A 17874-nucleotide genomic window follows, 5' to 3' on the forward strand; every position below is an offset into this window, starting at 1 on the left:
TCCGGGGAACGCGCCGTCTCCCATCTCCTCGTATTCGCGGGCCCACCTTCTCAGCGTCGAATCCTTTATGCCGAGTTCCTCCGATAGGCCTTTGACCGTCATTTCCCCGGACAGGACCACCTTTGCCGCCGAGACCTTGAACTGCCTGTCGTATCGCTTTCTTCTTTGGGTCATCTTGAACACCTTTCGCTCTTAACTAGGTGTCCAATTCATCATACCCACTCCAGATCTCTGCCATGTCGAGGTGCGAGATCAAATCCTTGGCGCGCTCGCCGGAGTGGTATGCCTTGTTCGGCGCCACCTTCCTGTAGAGCTTCTTGAGCTTCGTCTTCCCCTTGTTGCCCGGCGGCATCTCCGTCTCAGGTGGCAGCCCTAGGAAGGACAGGACGCCGGGCAGGTCGCACAGCATCACGTCCTCGATGTCGGCCTTGGCCGCCAGGTCGACGACTCTCTGCGCTGTCGGCGAGATGTTCGGGGTGCTGCTACCGCCCGCTGGTTCGGAAGCTGGCGGGCAGTAGCGGCAGTAGCGGTGTGGCTCGATAGGCCCGAATATCCGTAAGGAAGGTGCTCGCTCTCATATGTGCTGATATGCCTCGCCTCGCGAACCTTGGGATGCTTCCTGAGGTAATCCCTCAATTCGAGCCACTCTTTACGCTCATAACGCTTCGAAATCGTTTCCCCGTCGACAGTTTCCTTCACATAATGGTATGTTCGAACGCCTTCGAACTTGCCGAACCCGTTCTCGACGCTGAAGTTTCTGAACCAGCGCGAAAACCCATTCAGGTCCATGAAGTTGACTTGGGGATGCCTGTCTTTCGTTCGTTCGAATGAGTGGACGAGCGGAGTGCCTTTGACTTGTTCCAGGCCGAAGGCTTCCATTTCGCGGGCCTGCTCCTTTTTCCAGAATTCGAGATACGACGTCAGCGTCTCGCTTATCGAGATCCTCCGCACGCTTTTCTTGCTTTTGGGCGAGCGAACGCTTCGATCGGCCGCGAACTGCTGCTCAATGAGGATGCTTCTGTTCTCGACGGAGACATCGGACCACGTCATCCCGAGGGCTTCCGCCCTTCTCATGTCGGTGTCGAGCATGAGCATCACGCATGTGATGTGCGCGTCCGGTTCTCGATTGAGTAGGATGTCGAGTAGGCGAGCGGCGTGATGGTTCCTTCGCGGTTGTCGTGGAACTTTTTTGCGTACGAGCCGACGGTGCCCCTCGATTTTTGGACGTAGGTGCCGCTGTTGAGTTCTGCCTTGTAGGCTTCGAGTGCGGCGTCGACCTCTCGGCTTTTGGTGGTATGTATGGTCTGCCACGGCGAATAGCGGTATTTGCCCGTGACCGGATCCTTGCCGAGGCTGTGACGGTAGCGCCACGTGTATTTGTCGCGGCGTTGCTTCGTCCCTTTGCCTATGACGAGAGGTCGGTCGTTCATCGTGTTCCTTGCCTGAAGTGCCTGAGAATCGCGCTCGGTTGCGCGGAATGGCGCAAAGGGCTGGGGCGGGTGGGCATTACCCTTGGTGGTGGGCCCTGCGTGGGGTCACACCCCAAGGGTAATGCTCCGCCTGACCGCTTTCAAGCTCGTTGTGGGTCGAATTTGGGTCGAAATGTCTGAATGAAACAACGTCGTAGCGACCTCATAACCCGAAGGTCGGTGGTTCAAATCCGCCCCCCGCGACCATGAAACTTCAGGTCGGAAGCATAAAAGCTCCCGACCTTTTTCTTTGTCTAGGGGTTTCGGCATCTCTCGTTCTTTGGGTACCTCGAGGCGGGCAATCAGATAGATGCTTACGAGTATCATAGGGTCTTTTTACGTCGCGGTCGTGTCTCGTACTGGTGCGCCGCTCTTTGTGGGACGTGTCACTTTGCCATAGGTTGTCCGGCGGCGGGGCGCAGGTCGTTCCCCGTGGCGTCGCTCCTTTCGACGCTACGCTGCCTGGCTACTCGTTCCACTGGTGCTTTTTCATGTCGACGCAGCCGTTGTCTCGGAAGGCGACCCCTTCCTCCGTCAGTAGTGCTCGCTGGTCGGGGAAGTTTGGCGCGAGGCGTCCCGCGTGGTTGACGACGCGGTGGCAGGGATAATCGCCGTAGCGATCCGCCTCGCTCAGCACCGCTCCGACCAGGCGAGAGTTTTTCTCCCTGCCGATGAGGCGCGCTATCTGACCGTACGAGGCGACGCATCCCGCCGGAATCTCTGCCACGACGGAGAGAATCTCATAAACCAAATCTTCGTCCAGGACTTTTCCCATCGTATCGCCCCCGTGTTCGCTTTTGCCTTCGGGGGCGCGGCGCCGATCACCCGTGCTGCGATTTTCGCAGCTCCCCTTACCGAAGCATCGAGGGAAAGCGCGTGCGTGTCAAGGTTGTCTGGTCCAGTTGCTGGCTCGATGCCTCGAGATGTTCGCCTCAAGTGCGACCTGCCCCTATTGGAAAAGGATGCCGAAGATGTATTTGGTGATGGCGGAGCGGCGGATGACCCCCACGAGTTTGCCCTCGTCATCAACCACAGGAAGCTTCTTGAACTTCTTCTTCGCCAGCAGCGCGGCGACGCGGGCGATGCTCTGCTCGGGACGGGCACACACTACCTTGCGCGTCGCGAAATCCATGACGCAGCGATCCTTCAGGTCTTCGATGCGCTGCTCAAGGCTCTGATCGTCGAAGTACAGCATGGACGCGTCGCCGCCCGTGAAGATGGTGTGAGCGCGATGCTGCGCGATGGCTCCCATGACATCGCCGTCGGAGATGAACCCGACCACCTGGTTGCGCTCATCGATTACGGGCATGCTGCTCACCTCGTTTTCGGCGAGCATGCGCACCACGTCGGAAATCGTGCAATCCTGCGTGCAGGTGAACGGCTCTTCAATCATGATGCTCGAAACGGGCGTCCCCTCGAGCTCGAGCGGGATGCGCTCGGACAGAATCTCGGACATCGCTTATGCCTCCTTCGTTTTCGGTGCGGTTTTCTTGGTGCGCACGCTGAATATGGCGCAGATAAGGGAAACGAGGCCGATTGCCGCGCACACCTTGTAAGCGACGCCCGCGCCCACGGCGGTGGCTACTTGGATGCTCGCATCGACGCCGGCCGACGCGGTGACGCTTGTCATGACCGTGATGATGAGCGCCGTGCACAAACCGCCGGCGACCTGGCGGCCGGTGTTCGCGATGGCGTTGCCGTGGGCGATCATGTCATTTTTCAAGGCATTGACACCCCATGTGTTCACCGGCATGTTCGCGAGCGACTGGCCGGCGGACTGCAGCATGCAGAACAGCGCAACCACCAAGATGGGCGTGTTTACCGTCGAAAGCGAGAGCAGGAACAGGGCGCCGGTCATGAGGGCCAGGCCGACGATCGAGATGGCACGCGGACCGAACTTGTCGAACACCACGCCGGAGATAGGGCTGATGATGATGCCCACCGCCGCGGCGGGAAGCATGGCCATGCCGGTTTCGAAGGCCGAAGCGCCAAGCGAGGTTTGCAGCAGCAACGGCAACAGCGTGTTGGTGACCAGGCATGCGGCGTTGATGAGCGTGACGATGATGGCGGCCACGCGGAACTCGCGCGTCTTGAGCGTGCCCAGTTGAAGCAGCGGGTCCTCGATTTTGCCCTGGCGTACGACGAACAGCACCAAGCACACGACACCCGCGACGATCGAGCCGAGCACCACGGGGTTGCCCCAACCCATCGACGAGGCGCTCGAGAACCCGTAGAGAAGTCCGCCGAAGGCGATGGTGGAGAGGACGACCGAGGGCAGGTCGAGCTTGGGGTTCTTCAGCTCGCCCACGTTTTTCAGCATGAACACGCCCAGCACCAGCACGAGAATTGCGAGGGGGACGATGGCGCCGATCATGGTGCGCCAGCCGTACGTGTCGATCACCGCACCGCCTACGACGGGGCCGACCGCGGGACCCGCCGACATGACGATGCCCGCCATGCCCATAGCCGTTCCTCGTTTCTCGACGGGGAACACCAGCATGGGAACCACCGAGACAAGCGGCATGAGCACGCCTGAGCCCGCCGCTTGTAACACGCGACCGATGATGAGGAACAGGAAATCAGGGGCTGCGGCGCACAGCAGCGTGCCCAGCGCGAACACCAGCGTCGCCCCGAAGAATAGCGCGCGGGTGCTGAACTTGTCGATAAGGAACGCCGAAACGGGGACCATGATGCCGCTCACCAGCGGGTATATGGACATGATCCACTGGGCAGTCGAGGCATCGATGGCGAAATCGGACATGATGACCGGCAGCGCAGGCGACATCACCGTTTGGTTCAGTAGCGCCAAGAAGGCACCCAGGACGACGACCGCGACGATGCGGATCTGGGTACCGGTAATGCGCCCATTGGCGGGCGCGACCGTACAATTATCAGACATAAGCTTCCTTCGTATCTATTCGATTCTTCGCCGAAGGCGCGCCGGCCCACGGGCGAAATAACATGCACGTGCTATGCGTGCATCAGATACGACAGGAAGAAAGCGGCTGCTCAGAGCGCACTTGGGGAACAACAGGAGAGGCCCCGTATACCAGGGGCCGCCGAATTGCGATGTATGCTTTGGTCAAATCCTTCATAGCGGGGAGGTATTCTAGCAGCCGTCTTCGCCCCTTTCAAGGGATGTAACCCAGACGTTGATTTTCTTCACCGAGGCGCCATCGTTGACGGGTGGCGTGCTTCTCTATCGCCACACCGCGGGGCGAGGGAACGCCGCGGCGAGCTTGTACATCGGCTATGTGTGCAGCTGCGAGCGTGTCGCCGGCGCGCGCTGGGCGCCAGTCCGATCCGGCCGACTCTTGCCGACGGTCGGTCGCCGTCCTCCTCCATCTCCGCCTGCTCTGTTTTTGCTCGGCTCCCTTGTCGTATCATGGACGGACGAGAATTGAGCGAAGGCGGTACGTATGAACATCCAGATATTCGGCACGAAGAAAAGCTTCGATACTAAGAAGGCGCAGCGCTATTTCAAGGAACGTCGTGTGAAGTTCCAGTTCATCGACTAGAAGGAAAAGGGGATGAGCAAAGGCGAGCTCGAAAGCGTGGCGCGCGCCGTCGGCGGGATCGACGCTGTGATCGATCCAAAGGCGAAAGATGCCGACACGGTTGCGCTCGTACAGCATCTTGCTGCCGACCAGAAGTTCGAAAAGGTGCTCGATAACCAGCAGATTCTTCGTGAGCCCATCGTTCGCAACGGCCGCCAGGCAACCGTTGGCTACGAGCCTGACGTGTGGAAGGGCTGGGAATAAAGCGGCTGGGAATAAAGTGAAGCGCCCACGCCCGTGGTTTTATCCACGGACGCGGGCGCTTGCGTAAGACGTCTCTTGTCGTTTGAGTGGAGCGCCCCGGCGGCGCTGAACAACGCGCCCCGGTGACGTGGCTCGGGGCTCTTTGTGCCGCGCATCTATGAGAGGAGATATTTGATGCGCATGGGCGCTACTCCATGTAGCCACCCTGAATGGCGGAAACTGCATGCTCGGTAAAGAACTTGAGCGTGCCGGAGGTATAGCGATTAGCCTTGGGCTTCCAAGCGGCTCGGCGCTCGGCCAGGACGGCATCGATCTCGGCCGGCTCCATCTCCTTGCCGGCGATGCCCACAATAGACAGCGAGCGCTCGGGGATGTTGATCTGGATAAGGTCGCCCTCCTCGATCAGGGCAATCGGGCCGCCCACGGCAGCCTCGGGCGAAACGTGACCGATAGCCGGGCCCTTGGAGGCGCCGGAGAAGCGGCCATCGGTGATAAGGGCAATGCTCGCACCCAGCTCGGGATCGCTGGCGATAGCCTCGGTGGTGTAGAACATCTCGGGCATACCGGAACCCTTGGGGCCCTCATAGCGAATGATAACGGCATCGCCGGGCTTGACCTCGTGCGTCAGGACGGCGTGGATGGCGTCCTCCTCGCAATCGAACGGACGGGCCTTAAGCGTGGCCTGGAACATCTCGCGCGGAACAACCGTGTGCTTGACGACGGCGCCCTCGGGGGCAAGGTTGCCGTGGAGGATGGCGATGGAGCCGTCGGTACCAAAAGCCTGGTCAAACGGGCGAATGATGTCCTCGCGCTTGAGGTTCCATTTCTCCAAGTAGCGGCCGCACTTCTCGTAGTAGCCGTTGTTCTTAAGGTCCTCGAGGTTTTCGCCGAGAGTCTTGCCGGTGACGGTCATGACGTCGAGGTGGAGCATCGACTTGATCTCCTCCATGATGCGCGGCACGCCACCCGCATAGTAGAAGAACTGCGCCGGCCACTCACCTGCGGGACGAACGTTGAGCAGGTAGTGGGCACCACGGTGCAGACGGTCGAAGTCGTCGGCGGACATCTCGATGCCAAACTCGCGGGCGATCGCAGGGATATGCAGCAGCGAGTTGGTGGAGCCGGAAATGGCGCCGTGGACCATGATGAGGTTCTCGAAGGACTCCTTGGTCACGATGTCGCGCGGGCACAGGTTGTGTTCGGAGAGCCACACGGACTGACGGCCGGCCTCGCGCGCAAACTCACGCAGATCGGAGCTGGTTGCGGGCAGCAGGGCCGTGCCGGGGAGCATAAGGCCCAGGGCCTCGGCGGTAACCTGCATGGTCGACGCGGTGCCCATAAAGGAGCAGGCGCCGCAGCTGGGGCATGCGTTGTGCTTGGCAAACTCAAGTTCCTCGCGAGAGATCTCGCCGCGCTCGTAGCGGGCAGAAATCGCACCGAGCTGCTCCAGGGTCAACAGGTCGGGGCCTGCATCCATGACACCGCCGGTAACGACGATGGAGGGGATGTTGATGCGGCCCATGGCCATAAGGTTCGCAGGCAGGCCCTTATCGCAGCTGGCGACAAAGACGCCGGCGTCGAACGGGGTGGCCTTGGCATGGATCTCGATCATGTTGGCGATCATGTCGCGGCTGGGCAGCGAGTAGTTAATGCCGTCGTGGCCCTGGGCCTCGCCGTCGCAGATATCGGTGCAGAAGTAACGGGCACCGTGACCGCCAGCCTCGGCAACGCCAGCACGGACCTCCTCGACCAGCTCGAACAGGCCGGCAGAACCCGGGTGCGAGTCGCCGAACGTCGACTCGATAATGACCTGCGGCTTGTCCAGATCCTCGATGGACCAGCCAGAGCCCAGACGCAGCGGGTCCATCTCGGGGCTGATGGTGCGAAACTTGCCGGAACGCGGCTGCAGCTTGGCAACCAGGTCGGCTGCCTCCTGCTGAATCTGTGCCTTGGTCTTCTCGTCCATGATGCTCTCCTCTTTTGATTTGAACGGTTGTACCAATCGTTGGTTAATGAATCAGGTGTAAATGGGTACCGAGCGATGCACTCGGCAAAAGATGCTTAGCTACGCGAACTAGGCGAAGAACGAAATCACCAGGGCGCAGGCAAGACCCGAAAGGCCGATGAGCGTCTCCATAATGGTCCAGGACTTGAGGGTGGTCTTCTCGTCAATCTCCAGGAACGAGGAGCACATCCAAAAACCGGCATCGTTGACGTGCGAGAGGGCCGTGGCACCGCCGCAGATAGCAAGACAGATAGCGGCACGCATGAGCACTGAGGCTCCGGAAACCGCGGGCATGGCGGCCATAATGCCCGATGCCATGGTCATAGCGACGATGGAGCTGCCGACAGAGGCACGCACCATGACGGCAATCAAAAAGGCAACGACCACCAAAGGCAGCGGTGAGGCCTCGAGCATAGGGTCAATAACCTGGCCCAAGCCGCAGTCCTGCAGCATCCAGCGAATGACGCCGCCGCAAGCGATAACCAGCAAGATCATGCCGACGGGCTTAAGAGAGCGGTCGAGCAAGGCCTTGAGCTCGGCGCCGGAGTAGCCGCGGCGCGCGCCCAGCAGATACATCGCGACGAGCGTGGCGAGCGTCAAAGCGACGAACGGCTTGCCCAGGAAGGCGAGAATCGAGGCGAGCTCGGCGGGCATGGGGATATAAGAGGACAGCGTGCCCAGCAAAATCAAACAAAGCGGCGTGAGCACGATGGCAAGCACCATGCCAAAGGAGGGAAGCTCCTTTTCGTCGCTCGCGCCCTCGGCAGAGGTAAAGTGCTCCGGAACATCGGTAAAGATGCGACCGCCCACGTTGCGACCCCAGATGACGCCGGCGATCGCCATGGCGATGAAGGCGGTAGGGATACCGACGAGAATCATGGTGCCCAGGTCGACACCGAGCGTGCCGGCGACCAGAACCGACCCGGCCGATGGCGGCACAAACGCATAACCAGCGGCAAGTCCCGCGAGCAGCGCGATGCCGTAGTAGAGCGTCGACTTTTTGGTCTGCGATGCCACACTAAACGCAAGTGGAATCAAAACGACCACGCCGGCCTCAAAGAACACCGTAGTGCCGATAACCAGACCGGTAATGCCCAGCGCCCAGCTGGAATGACCCTGCCCAAAGGTATCGATGAAGGTCTGGGCGATCTTCTTGGCGCCGCCGCTCTCCTCAAGAATCTGGCCAAACATCGAGCCGAGGCCAATGAGCAGGGCGATGTTTTGCAGCGTGGTTCCCACGCCCTTGGTGACAGTGTCCGCCACCAGGTCGAGCGGCATACCGGCGCCGATGCCGATCGCGAGCGCCGAGACCATCATCGAAAGCACAGGATGCAGCTTGAACTTAATGATGAGCGCAAGCAGCAGCGCGATGCCCACGATAGCGGCGATGACCAGCCTGGTGGGGTCGGCCATAAACGTTGGGTCTGACATCTTTCCTCCAATTCATCAGACCTTTTGAATTCGCCTTAGACTATAGCGTGTTCTCAATAGGTCTGATGTTTAAAAGGGAAACTTTTTTCAAAATACATCTGATGTATTTCCTGAACGATCTGTTTTTGACGGTAAACGGCTACTTACAGCTCTCCATTGTCGGAGCGAACCACCGCGGCTTCTGTAAATGAGCTAGAATAGCTCTGATGAATTCTTTTGATATGAGGTGAAGCGTGGCACGAGCCGATTCGGGACTCCCCGAGCAGATTTCAGAGAAAATCATTCAACTGATCCTGGATGAGCATCTTGAACAAGGCGATCGCCTGCCCAAGGAGGCCGTGCTCGTCGAGCGCCTGGGCGCCGGCAGGAGCACGGTGCGCGAGGCCATGAAGCTGCTGCAGTCGCGCAATATCGTGCGCATTAAGCAGGGTTCGGGCACCTATGTGGCGTCAAACCCCGGCGTTGCCGACGACCCGCTGGGCTTTACCTTTATCGACGACAAGCAGCGTCTGGCGCGCGACCTACTCGAGGTGCGCTTTATGATCGAGCCGCAGATGGCCAGCATGGCCGCAGAGCACGCAACTAACGACCAGGTCGTCTGTATCAAAGAGCTCTGCGACGAATCCGAGCGCCTGGCCGAGGCCGGTGAGGATTACTCCGCCGCCGACACCGCGTTCCACAATGCCATTGCCGAAAGCTCCGGCAACCTTGTCGTTCCCCGCCTAATGGGCGTGCTCAAGGCGTCTGTCCCCCTGTTTATTGACGTGACCGGCAAAAAGCTGGTTGAGGAAACCATCCGCACCCACCGTGGCGTGGCCGACGCCATCGCCGCGCGCAATCCCACCGCAGCGCACGACGCGATGTACCTGCATCTGGTGTACAACCGCAACATGATCGCAGAGGGCACGCAGGAACAGAGCGAATAAACGTCCGCGCGGCAAGGGCGAGATCACCGTTTACCTTTTAAAAGTGAACGTTCACCTGATTTTAGGAGAATCTGATTTTTAAATCCTCCTCTTCTCCTATACTGACCTTGTATGAAAAGCAAGACTTATATAGATGAACGTTTCTTTTGAAAGGATCGCTATGTCTGATCTTATGGACAGCTTCCGTCTGGACGGCAAGGTCGCACTGGTAACCGGCGCCACCTATGGCATTGGCATGGCCATTGCCGAGGCGCTCGGAGAGGCCGGCGCCAAGATCGCCTTTAACGCACGTCACGCCGACAAGGTCGCCGAGGCCGAGAAGCACTACTGCGAGCTGGGCTTTGAGGCTCATGGTTACGTGGCAGACGTCACCGACGAGGCCGTCGTCGCCGAGCTCATCGCCAAGATCGAGGCCGACTTTGGTACCACGCCCGATATCCTGGTCAACAACGCCGGCGTCATTCAGCGCACCCCGATGCTCGACATGAGCGCCGAGGACTTCCGTCGTGTCGTCGATATTGACCTCAACGCACCGTTTATCGTGTCCAAGGCCTGTCTGCCCGGCATGATCGCCAAGGGCCACGGCAAGATCATCAACATCTGCTCGATGATGAGTGAGCTGGGCCGCGAGACCATCGCCGGCTATGCCGCGGCCAAGGGCGGCCTGAAGATGCTCACCAAGAACATCTGCTCGGAGTTTGGCGAGGCCAATATCCAGTGCAACGGCATTGGGCCCGGCTACATCGCCACGCCGCAGACCGCGCCGCTGCGCGAGACGCAGCCCGACGGCAGCCGCCACCCGTTTGACCAGTTCATCATTGCTAAGACGCCGGCTGCCCGCTGGGGCACGCCCGAGGATCTGAAGGGCCCCGCCGTGTTCTTGGCTTCCGACGCGTCGAACTTCGTCAACGGCCATATCCTCTACGTCGACGGCGGCATCCTCGCCTATATCGGCAAGCAGCCTCAATAAGCGTCACCGCAACTGCCCACATCAGTTTTCCCCAATCGTTTTTCATTTGAGTTGCGGTGAGATAAGGATTGGTTTTGGCTTCTATCAGGCAAAACAGTCCGTATTTCACCGCAAGTTAGAAATAGAAAGGTAATTCGCAATGAAAATCGCTCTGATCAATGAGAACTCTCAGAACTCCAAGAACCCCATGATCGAGGCTGCCCTTAAGAAGGTTGTCGAGCCCATGGGCCACACTGTCTTTAACTATGGTATGTATGCCGACGCCGACTCCAAGCCCCTCACCTACGTGCAGAACGGCATCCTTGCCGCCGTGCTGCTCAACTCCGGCGCTGCCGACTACGTCGTGACCGGCTGCGGCACCGGCGAGGGCGCCATGCTCGCCTGCAACTCCTTCCCCGGCGTGCTGTGCGGCCACGTTGCCGACCCGCTCGACGCCTACACCTTTGCCCAGGTCAACGATGGCAACGCCGTCGCCATGCCCTTCGCTCTTAAGAACGGCTGGGGCCAGGAGCTCAACCTCGAGTACACCTTCGAGAAGCTCTTTGGCTTTGGTTCGGGCAACGGCTATCCTGCCGAGCGTGTTGAGCCCGAGCAGCGCAACAAGAAGATCCTCGACGGCGTGCGCGCTGTGACCATGCGTCCGCTCGTCGACGTCCTGGGCGAGATCGATCAGGACCTGGTGAAGGGCGCACTTGCCGGCGAGCACTTCCAGGAGTACTTCTTTGCCAACGCAACCGACGAGGCCATCATCACCAAGGTCAAGGAGATCCTGGGCCTCTAATCGCACGACTCATTGCAGCTAACGCAAGCGGCGGTCGTCCCACGTACGGGACGACCGCCGCTTTTTGCTATCTACCGACTGACGCCGCGGGGACAGGCCCCATGCACCAAGGGATTAACTAGAGCTCGCAGGCAATCTTGTAGCCGTCGCCGATGGCGTCGCGGATGTTGCCGCACTTGTTGGCATCGCCCAACACGTGGGTGGTAACGCCGGCTGCAGCAAGGTCGTCGGCCAACTTGGTATTGGGACGATAGCCCATGGCAAGTACCAGCGTATCGGCATCGGCGATGGTGTGGACCTCGCCGTCCTTCTCGTAGCTGATGGCATCCTCGGTAATCTCGGTCACCTTGGCCTCGGTCAGCACGTGAACGCCCTTGGAGAGCATGCGCGTGATGAGCACCGCGCGACCGGCGCCGCCCTCGTTGGCGGCAAGCGTCTTGGTCATCTCGATGACGGTGACGTCGCGATTGGCCGGCGACAGGTCGTTGACCAACGGGGCCAGGTAATCGGCCGTCTCGCAGCCAACGGTGCCGCCGCCCACGATGACGATCTTCTTGCCCGGGAAAGCCTTGCCACCCAGTAGGTCGTCAGCCGTCATAACCTGCTTAAAGCCCTGCATGAAGGCCGGGGCGATGGGCTCGGCGCCATAAGCAAGGACAACCTCGTAGCCCGCGTAGTCACGCTGAATGTCCTCGGCCGAAAGCTCGGTGCCAAAGACGCATGTGACGCCGGCCTCGGCCAAGCGACGGTACTGATACTTGATCACGCGGGTGAGTTCCTGCTTTGCCGGCGGAACGGCCGCGATGCGCATCTCGCCGCCCGGCTCGTCCTGCTTATCCACGAGCACCACGTTGTGGCCGCGCTTGGCGGCAATGTAGGCTGCCTCCATGCCCGCAGGACCAGCGCCCACAACCAGCACGTTCTTGGCCTCGGCGGCAGGCTCGTAGCCGGCCTCGTCGCGCTCCACGTCCGGGTTGACGGTACAGGAGATGCGCTTGCCAAACATGATACCGTTCAGGCAGCGCAGGCAACCGATGCAGGGACGAATCTCGTCGGCGTTGCCGGCAGCGGCCTTATTGCAGAACTCGGCATCGCACAGATTGGCGCGGCCCATCATACAGATGTCGGCAGCGCCGTCCTCGATCAGCTCCTCGGCGATCCAGGCCTCGTTAATGCGGCCGACCGTGGCAACGGGAATGTTCACGTGCTTCTTAATCTCACGCGAGCAGGCGGCGTGCGAGGCCTGCTGCGTACCGGCGGCGGGAATCGCGGAGCCGCGCTTGATGGTGGTGCCGCCCGACACGTGAATCATGTCGACGCCGGCCTTCTCCAGGCGACGCGAGACGTAGATCATGTCGTTGAGGGTCAGACCGCCATCGGTGTACTCATCGCCCGAGATGCGGACGTCGATGATAAAGTCCTTGCCGCAGCGCTCGCGAATCTCGGCGATGACCTCGAGCAAGAAGCGCATGCGGGCGTCGAGCGAGCCGCCGTACTCATCGGTACGCTTGTTGTAGAGCGGGGTCAAAAAGCCGCCAAGCATGCCGTGGGCATGCGCCGCATGGACCTCGACGCCATCGACGCCAGCCTTTTGCATACGCACAGCGGCGTCGCCAAACTGATGCGTGAGCTCGTGAATCTCGTCGACCGTGATAGGACGCGGCGCCTCGCGGGCATAGGACGGGCCCACAAAGGACGGGGCGATCAGGCGCGGCGTGCCCGGAATGTTAAAGGCCATGTAGGCGGGGTGGAAGAGCTGCGGCATGATCTTGCAGCCATACTTGTGGACGGCCGCGGCGAGCTTTTCCCAGCCGGGGATAAACGTGTCGTCGTAGCAGCACATGTCACCCGGCAAATAGGTATAGGTAGGCTCGACCGTCACGACCTCGGTGATGATCAGGCCAACGCCGCCCTTGGCACGGGCACAGTAATGATCGACCAAGTCGTCGGTCACATAACCATGATCGGCCAGGTTCGTGGACACCGGCGGCATAAAGACGCGGTTCTTGACCTCGGTCGTACCGACCTTGATCGGACTAAAGAGCATCGGGTAGGCGGAGGACTCCATCCAGGGTTCCTTTCATTTGAGCCGCTCGGCGGCAGTTGCTGACGTACCTATCGTATCAGTATCCGCCGCATTCGTACTCGCTCGCACTCCCCACTTTCCATCCCGATCCTCACAAAAAAGTTGCGGTGGAATACGGAGCAATCGAGGCTTTTGACAGCCAAAACAGTCCGTATTTCACCGCAACTAATGGATGGGATATGTTAGAGACCCAAATAGGCAGTCATGCCTTCGACGGCGAGCTTGGCGCCTGCCACGGCATGAACCACGGTGAGCGGGCCGTTAACCACGTCGCCGGCGGCAAAGACGCCAGGCACGGTGGTCATACCGCATTCATCGACCGAAAGCAGGCCGCGATGGTCGGTCTCCAGACCACCCGTCGTAAGCACAAGCTTGTCTTTGGGCACCTGCGAAGCCGCAATCACAACTGTGTCGGCAGACGCATGGTCGAGCTCTTCCTCGTACCCCACCACGTTATTCTCCTCGTCGAAGATAGCCGTCTCGAAGACCGGACCGTTATCGTCGATGGCACAGATCGCCTTGCCGCACACAATCTCGGCACCATCGAGCTCGGTCAGCTCGACCTCGTCGTCGATGGCCGAGATATGGCGCGAGCGGGCATACACGGTGACCTTGCGAGCGCCCGAGCGCAGGGCTGTGCGGGCAACATCCATGGCAACATTGCCGGCACCGATGACCGCCACGTTCTGCCCGATTGCCACGCTCGCGGGATCGACCAGGTAATCGATGCCAAACAGCACGTTGCCGCGCGACTCGCCGGGAATACCCAACTTTCGAGCTCGCCAGGTACCGGTACCGACAAAGACCGCGTCGTAGCCGTCACGTAGCAGGTCATCGATGTGCAGTGCGCCGCCGATGGTGGTCGAGGGGCGCACGCGCACGCCAAGCGAGCACATCACGTGACGGTACTTTTGTACGAGCGCACGGGGCAGGCGGAACTCGGGGATACCGTATTCCAGCACACCGCCGATCTCGGGGCGCTGTTCAAATACCGTGACGGCACAGCCCAGCTGGGCCATCTTAATGGCCACGGTAATACCGGCGGGACCGGAACCGACCACAGCAACCTGTTTGCCACACGACGGCGCGGGCGTCCACTCCTTACGATCTAAATACGCTGTGGAGATGTAGTGCTCGATGCTCGAAAAATGCACGGGTGTGCCCTTACGGCCCTGAATGCAAGCGCCCTCGCACTGGCCCGAATGATTGCACACCATGGAGCAGACCGCGCTCATGGGATTGTTCTGGAACAGTAGCTCGCCCGCCTCTTCTAGACGACGCTGCTTGAACAGGTCGATGACCTGCGGAATAGGCGTCTGAACTGGACAGCCCTCAATCTGACAGAACGCCCTTTTACAACCCAGGCAACGATTCGCCTCTTCGACAATGTGGATAGCCACGCAACTCCCCTTTTTAATGCAATCCAATGGGGCGACGATAAAGACCCTTCACCGCCGCCCCCATACAGGTAATCTCAATCTGCCGACACGGCAAAAGCCAATGCTATAACTCGCGATGCGAAGCCCCGCAGCGAGCGGACATGTGCTTGAGTGTCGCCAGGCAGTCAGCCGCCGTCGCCGGCACGCTGTTCTCGACCACGCAGGGAATCCCAGGGCAGGCGGCAGCCGCCCAGGCCACCACGGGCTCAAAGTCATATCGTCCCGTCTCGCCCACGCCGTGGCACACCAGGCGTGAACCCGTGCCGTCGCACCAACCGGCTTCGTCCTCGTTGTCGACGACCTCAAAATCCTTGGCATGCAGCACGCGGATCTTACTGCCGCATAAGTAGAGCATGCGCGCTGTGATTTCCTGCGCTTCGTCAACAACACTGGGGTGCAGCAGCGATACCGGGTCATAGATCACGCCGAGCGACGGGCTCGAGACGCGCTCCAGCACCTCGCGGCAGCGATCCGGCGTGTTGACCGTCTCGTTCCAACCGGGCTCGATCAAAATTTGCCCACCCACGGCCTCGGCCCGATCGCAGACGTGTGCAAGCCCGTCTGCAAACGCATTGAGCGCCTCATCGGTCATGCGGTCGTCAGCAACGCGGTTCTGTGCATTGGGGCGACCGGTCTCGGTACCCACCGGGCAGCCGCCGAGCATCTGGGCAAAGTTCAGGCACGCCTCGTACTCGGCAAAGTTATCCATGAGCTGTTGGCGATCGGGCGTCGCCAAATTCTTATAGCAGCCGAGCACGGCGACCGAAACGCCCGCCTCATCGAGCACGGCACGCAAATGGTCGGCAAGCTCGCTGGTCAGGCCGCCTCGATCGATCCCCATCGATGCGTAGAGCACCTTGCTCGGCAGCTGAATGCACGAAAAGCCCAGCTCTCCCGCCATGCGAATGCGTTCCTCGACGGTCCCCTGCGGAAGGTCGTGCAAACGTACACCCGGAGTAATAGCCCCCACGTTATTCACATCCCTTATGAGCGTTGATGCCCGGGGTGTATCCGCCAAACGGGTCCTCGATGGAGCACACGCCCGAGGGGGCGAGCGGATCGCGCTTACCGGCCAGCTTGTCGTGATGCATGGTCTCGATATAGGCAAGCACCAGCGGCGCCACACCCTTTGCATCATTTTTGACCACGGGCTCGCTCATGTAGTAATCAAACGTGCCCTCGCGGTGCGCGGTGTTTCCCAAGCCCGCAACCAGGCAGATGTTGTCGAGCGCCAGCTGCCCGTCATACTCGGACAGGCAGGTCTCGCAGATGCCGTCGAAGGCGCGACGGCCGTACTGGTAGTAACGCTCGCCCAGCACGCCCAGACGCACGCCCTTCATGATGGCGTTGGCAAAGATGGCGCTGCCCGACTCCTCCAGGTAGTTGGGGGCGATATTGGGCAGGTTGATGACCTGATGCCACATGCCGGTCTTCTCGTCCTGATACGGCAGCATGGCGTCGATCAGGTCGTGGAACATCTTGCGAATCTCGTCCTTCTCGGCTGACATCGAAGGCGGCATGAGCTCCCAGGTATCGATGAGTGCCATGGCAAACCAGCCCTCGGCGCGCAGCCAGAAGTTAGCCGAAAGGCCGGTGACCGGGTCGCACCAGAACTGTTTGCGGCTCGCGTCGTAAGCGTGATAGTACAGACCGTTGAGGGGGTTGCGCATCAGGTCATGCACGACCTGGAACATATGGAAGCTGTCCGAGCAGGCACGACGGTTGTGGAAGCTCAGCTCGTACTGCATGTAGAACGGCTGGGCCATATACATGCCATCGAGCCAGATCTGGTTGGGATAGACGGCCTTGTGCCAAAACACGCCTTCTTTGGTGCGCGGCTGGGTCTCGAGCTGGCGGTAGATGGTGTCCATGGCGGCACGGTACTTGGGCTTGCCCACCAGGTCATACAGCTTGTAGAGGGTCTTGCCCGCATTGACGTTATCGAGGTTGTAATCCTGCGGGTTGTAATGTTTGATGGTACCGTCGTCCTGGACAAAGAAATCGATGTAGTCATCGGCAAAGGTCAGGTAGCGCTGCTCACCCGTGATCTCGTACAGCTCGATGAGCGCCTTGATCATGCAGCCGTCGATATAGTTCCAGGTGTTCTCCTTGCCGGCGCGAATCTTTTCGATATTCCAAGCCGGCGCCTGCGGCGTAGAGGTTTCGATCAACTGCTCGATATAACGGTCCAGGATTTGATTGCAACCCATTGCTGTCCCCTCTGACATAAACGATAGGTGAACGTTACCCCTAGTGTAACGCGAACGGGGAATATAGGGTGAACGTTAACCCTATATTCCCCGCAAACGGCAGACTTTTAGCGGCAAACGGCGGTGAGACCCGCGGCGATGCGATGCGCCAGGCGCTCATAGCCGGCAGGACTGTAATGCAGACCGTCCGGCATATAGAGCTCGCAGTGCTCCGGCAAAAACGGGCTGATACCGCTTTGCGCATACAGGTCAATCACCGGAACGGAGTAGCGGTCACAGACCTCGAGCATCGCCTTTACGTAGGCGACCTGCGTCAACCCCAGGTGATTGAGCTCATCGCTTGCCGGGATATCCTTCTCGTGCTTACCGCTCGTCTTGCACGGCGTCATAAACACAAGCTTTGCCTGGGGCGAACGCGCCGTGATGGTGCGGATCAGGTAATCGAGTGCACCATAGAACTCGTGCACATCGGTACTGCCCAACTCGCCAAGCGGCACGTTGCGGCTAAAGTCGTTGACGCCGCCAAAGACGATGTAGATATCAGCCGCATTGCCGATGCCGTCCAGGCGCTCGACAAACGAATCGCTGCGGTCGGCCTTGATGGCGATACGCGAACCCTTGATGCCAAAGTTCTCGATGACCGCGCCTCCCAGCAACGCGCCCAAATGCGAGGTCCACGAGATGTCGTTGCCTCCCCCACCGCAGCCGTTGTCGCCCCAGGTCGTTGAGTCGCCAAAGCAGCAAATGGTCGATTCACTCAAGCTCTTCGTTTCCATAATCTTCTCCTCATCCGCCC

17 protein-coding genes and 1 pseudogene are annotated in these 17874 nt (G+C 60.1%); 4 read left to right on the plus strand and 14 right to left on the minus strand.

From position 1 onward, the window contains the following. From AAAX77_RS07050 to AAAX77_RS07080, 7 genes are all read right to left on the minus strand, one after another. Positions 1-174: transposase (locus tag AAAX77_RS07050; protein ID WP_349105567.1), on the minus strand; the 174-nt coding region annotated here is incomplete at its 3' end. A gap of 22 nt (positions 175-196) precedes the next feature. After that, positions 197-409: a hypothetical protein gene (locus AAAX77_RS07055; protein ID WP_349105512.1), complete on the minus strand. Its 213-nt coding sequence runs from the start codon at positions 407-409 to the stop codon at positions 197-199. Next, positions 409-1089: a hypothetical protein gene (locus tag AAAX77_RS07060; protein ID WP_349105513.1), complete on the minus strand. Its 681-nt coding sequence runs from the start codon at positions 1087-1089 to the stop codon at positions 409-411. The genes AAAX77_RS07055 and AAAX77_RS07060 overlap by 1 nt, the downstream gene beginning before the upstream one ends. A 5-nt stretch (positions 1090-1094) precedes the next feature. Beyond that, on the minus strand, positions 1095-1430 hold the full coding sequence (locus AAAX77_RS07065; RefSeq protein WP_349105515.1) for a hypothetical protein: 336 nt from the start codon (positions 1428-1430) through the stop codon (positions 1095-1097). A gap of 505 nt (positions 1431-1935) precedes the next feature. After that, positions 1936-2244, minus strand: a complete 309-nt coding sequence (locus AAAX77_RS07070; RefSeq protein ID WP_006234744.1) for an MGMT family protein — start codon at positions 2242-2244, stop codon at positions 1936-1938. Between the two features lie 174 nt (positions 2245-2418). Then, a complete protein-coding gene (locus AAAX77_RS07075) occupies positions 2419-2925 on the minus strand; it encodes a CBS domain-containing protein (protein ID WP_349105517.1) in 507 nt (168 codons plus the stop codon). 3 nt (positions 2926-2928) lie between these two features. Then, a complete protein-coding gene (locus AAAX77_RS07080) occupies positions 2929-4368 on the minus strand; it encodes an MDR family MFS transporter (RefSeq protein WP_035136865.1) in 1440 nt (479 codons plus the stop codon). A gap of 520 nt (positions 4369-4888) precedes the next feature. Between AAAX77_RS07080 and AAAX77_RS07085 the strand changes: the two are divergent. Further along, positions 4889-5230: pseudogene (locus tag AAAX77_RS07085) on the plus strand (ArsC/Spx/MgsR family protein). Positions 5231-5417: 187 nt separating this feature from the next. Here the strand turns inward: AAAX77_RS07085 and ilvD are convergent. Both ilvD and AAAX77_RS07095 read right to left on the minus strand, forming a co-directional pair. Next, positions 5418-7196, minus strand: coding sequence for a dihydroxy-acid dehydratase (ilvD, locus tag AAAX77_RS07090; RefSeq protein ID WP_198019891.1), 1779 nt, complete (start codon positions 7194-7196; stop codon positions 5418-5420). 108 nt (positions 7197-7304) lie between these two features. After that, positions 7305-8666 (minus strand): gluconate:H+ symporter, encoded by a 1362-nt coding sequence (locus AAAX77_RS07095; RefSeq protein WP_349105518.1) that lies wholly within the window; start codon positions 8664-8666, stop codon positions 7305-7307. 233 nt (positions 8667-8899) lie between these two features. On the opposite strand from AAAX77_RS07095, the gene AAAX77_RS07100 reads away from it, so the two are divergent. From AAAX77_RS07100 to AAAX77_RS07110, 3 genes are all read left to right on the plus strand, one after another. Further along, a complete protein-coding gene (locus AAAX77_RS07100; protein WP_349105520.1) occupies positions 8900-9592 on the plus strand; it encodes a FadR/GntR family transcriptional regulator in 693 nt (230 codons plus the stop codon). 160 nt (positions 9593-9752) lie between these two features. Continuing rightward, positions 9753-10562, plus strand: a complete 810-nt coding sequence (locus tag AAAX77_RS07105; RefSeq protein WP_349105521.1) for a gluconate 5-dehydrogenase — start codon at positions 9753-9755, stop codon at positions 10560-10562. Positions 10563-10701: 139 nt separating this feature from the next. Then, positions 10702-11343 (plus strand): RpiB/LacA/LacB family sugar-phosphate isomerase, encoded by a 642-nt coding sequence (locus AAAX77_RS07110; RefSeq protein WP_195520940.1) that lies wholly within the window; start codon positions 10702-10704, stop codon positions 11341-11343. A gap of 118 nt (positions 11344-11461) precedes the next feature. On the opposite strand, the gene AAAX77_RS07115 is transcribed toward AAAX77_RS07110, so the two are convergent. The 5 genes from AAAX77_RS07115 to AAAX77_RS07135 all read right to left on the minus strand — a co-directional run bounded on the left by AAAX77_RS07115 (position 11462) and on the right by AAAX77_RS07135 (position 17854). Further along, complete coding sequence (locus AAAX77_RS07115; protein ID WP_349105523.1) at positions 11462-13411, minus strand: NAD(P)/FAD-dependent oxidoreductase; 1950 nt, start codon at positions 13409-13411, stop codon at positions 11462-11464. A 200-nt stretch (positions 13412-13611) separates the two neighbouring features. Continuing rightward, entirely contained in the window at positions 13612-14829 is a 1218-nt protein-coding gene (locus tag AAAX77_RS07120) for an FAD-dependent oxidoreductase (RefSeq protein WP_349105525.1), read from the minus strand. A gap of 103 nt (positions 14830-14932) precedes the next feature. Then, positions 14933-15838 carry a sugar phosphate isomerase/epimerase family protein gene (locus AAAX77_RS07125; protein ID WP_349105526.1) on the minus strand — a complete coding sequence of 302 codons (906 nt, stop codon included), beginning with the start codon at positions 15836-15838 and terminating at the stop codon, positions 14933-14935. A 1-nt stretch (position 15839) separates the two neighbouring features. Further along, entirely contained in the window at positions 15840-17078 is a 1239-nt protein-coding gene (locus tag AAAX77_RS07130) for a glycoside hydrolase family 88 protein (protein WP_349105528.1), read from the minus strand. 107 nt (positions 17079-17185) lie between these two features. Beyond that, entirely contained in the window at positions 17186-17854 is a 669-nt protein-coding gene (locus AAAX77_RS07135; protein WP_349105530.1) for an SGNH/GDSL hydrolase family protein, read from the minus strand. Between the last annotated feature and the right edge of the window lie 20 nt (positions 17855-17874).

Source organism: Collinsella sp. CLA-ER-H6 (genome assembly GCF_040092305.1).
In the GTDB taxonomy this organism is placed as follows: Bacteria; Actinomycetota; Coriobacteriia; order Coriobacteriales; family Coriobacteriaceae; genus Collinsella.

Bases quoted from the DNA above. Each gene is read 5' to 3' on its own strand.
- AAAX77_RS07130 (WP_349105528.1), bottom strand. From the start codon at position 17,078: ATGGGTTGCAATCAAATCCTGGACCGTTATATCGAGCAGTTGATCGAA.
- AAAX77_RS07095 (WP_349105518.1), bottom strand. From the start codon at position 8,666: ATGTCAGACCCAACGTTTATGGCCGACCCCACCAGGCTGGTCATCGCC.
- AAAX77_RS07105 (WP_349105521.1), top strand. From the start codon at position 9,753: ATGTCTGATCTTATGGACAGCTTCCGTCTGGACGGCAAGGTCGCACTG.
- AAAX77_RS07080 (WP_035136865.1), bottom strand. From the start codon at position 4,368: ATGTCTGATAATTGTACGGTCGCGCCCGCCAATGGGCGCATTACCGGT.
- AAAX77_RS07135 (WP_349105530.1), bottom strand. From the start codon at position 17,854: ATGGAAACGAAGAGCTTGAGTGAATCGACCATTTGCTGCTTTGGCGAC.
- AAAX77_RS07075 (WP_349105517.1), bottom strand. From the start codon at position 2,925: ATGTCCGAGATTCTGTCCGAGCGCATCCCGCTCGAGCTCGAGGGGACG.
- ilvD (WP_198019891.1), bottom strand. From the start codon at position 7,196: ATGGACGAGAAGACCAAGGCACAGATTCAGCAGGAGGCAGCCGACCTG.
- AAAX77_RS07115 (WP_349105523.1), bottom strand. From the start codon at position 13,411: ATGGAGTCCTCCGCCTACCCGATGCTCTTTAGTCCGATCAAGGTCGGT.
- AAAX77_RS07055 (WP_349105512.1), bottom strand. From the start codon at position 409: ATGCTGTGCGACCTGCCCGGCGTCCTGTCCTTCCTAGGGCTGCCACCT.
- AAAX77_RS07110 (WP_195520940.1), top strand. From the start codon at position 10,702: ATGAAAATCGCTCTGATCAATGAGAACTCTCAGAACTCCAAGAACCCC.
- AAAX77_RS07060 (WP_349105513.1), bottom strand. From the start codon at position 1,089: ATGCTCGACACCGACATGAGAAGGGCGGAAGCCCTCGGGATGACGTGG.
- AAAX77_RS07065 (WP_349105515.1), bottom strand. From the start codon at position 1,430: ATGAACGACCGACCTCTCGTCATAGGCAAAGGGACGAAGCAACGCCGC.
- AAAX77_RS07070 (WP_006234744.1), bottom strand. From the start codon at position 2,244: ATGGGAAAAGTCCTGGACGAAGATTTGGTTTATGAGATTCTCTCCGTC.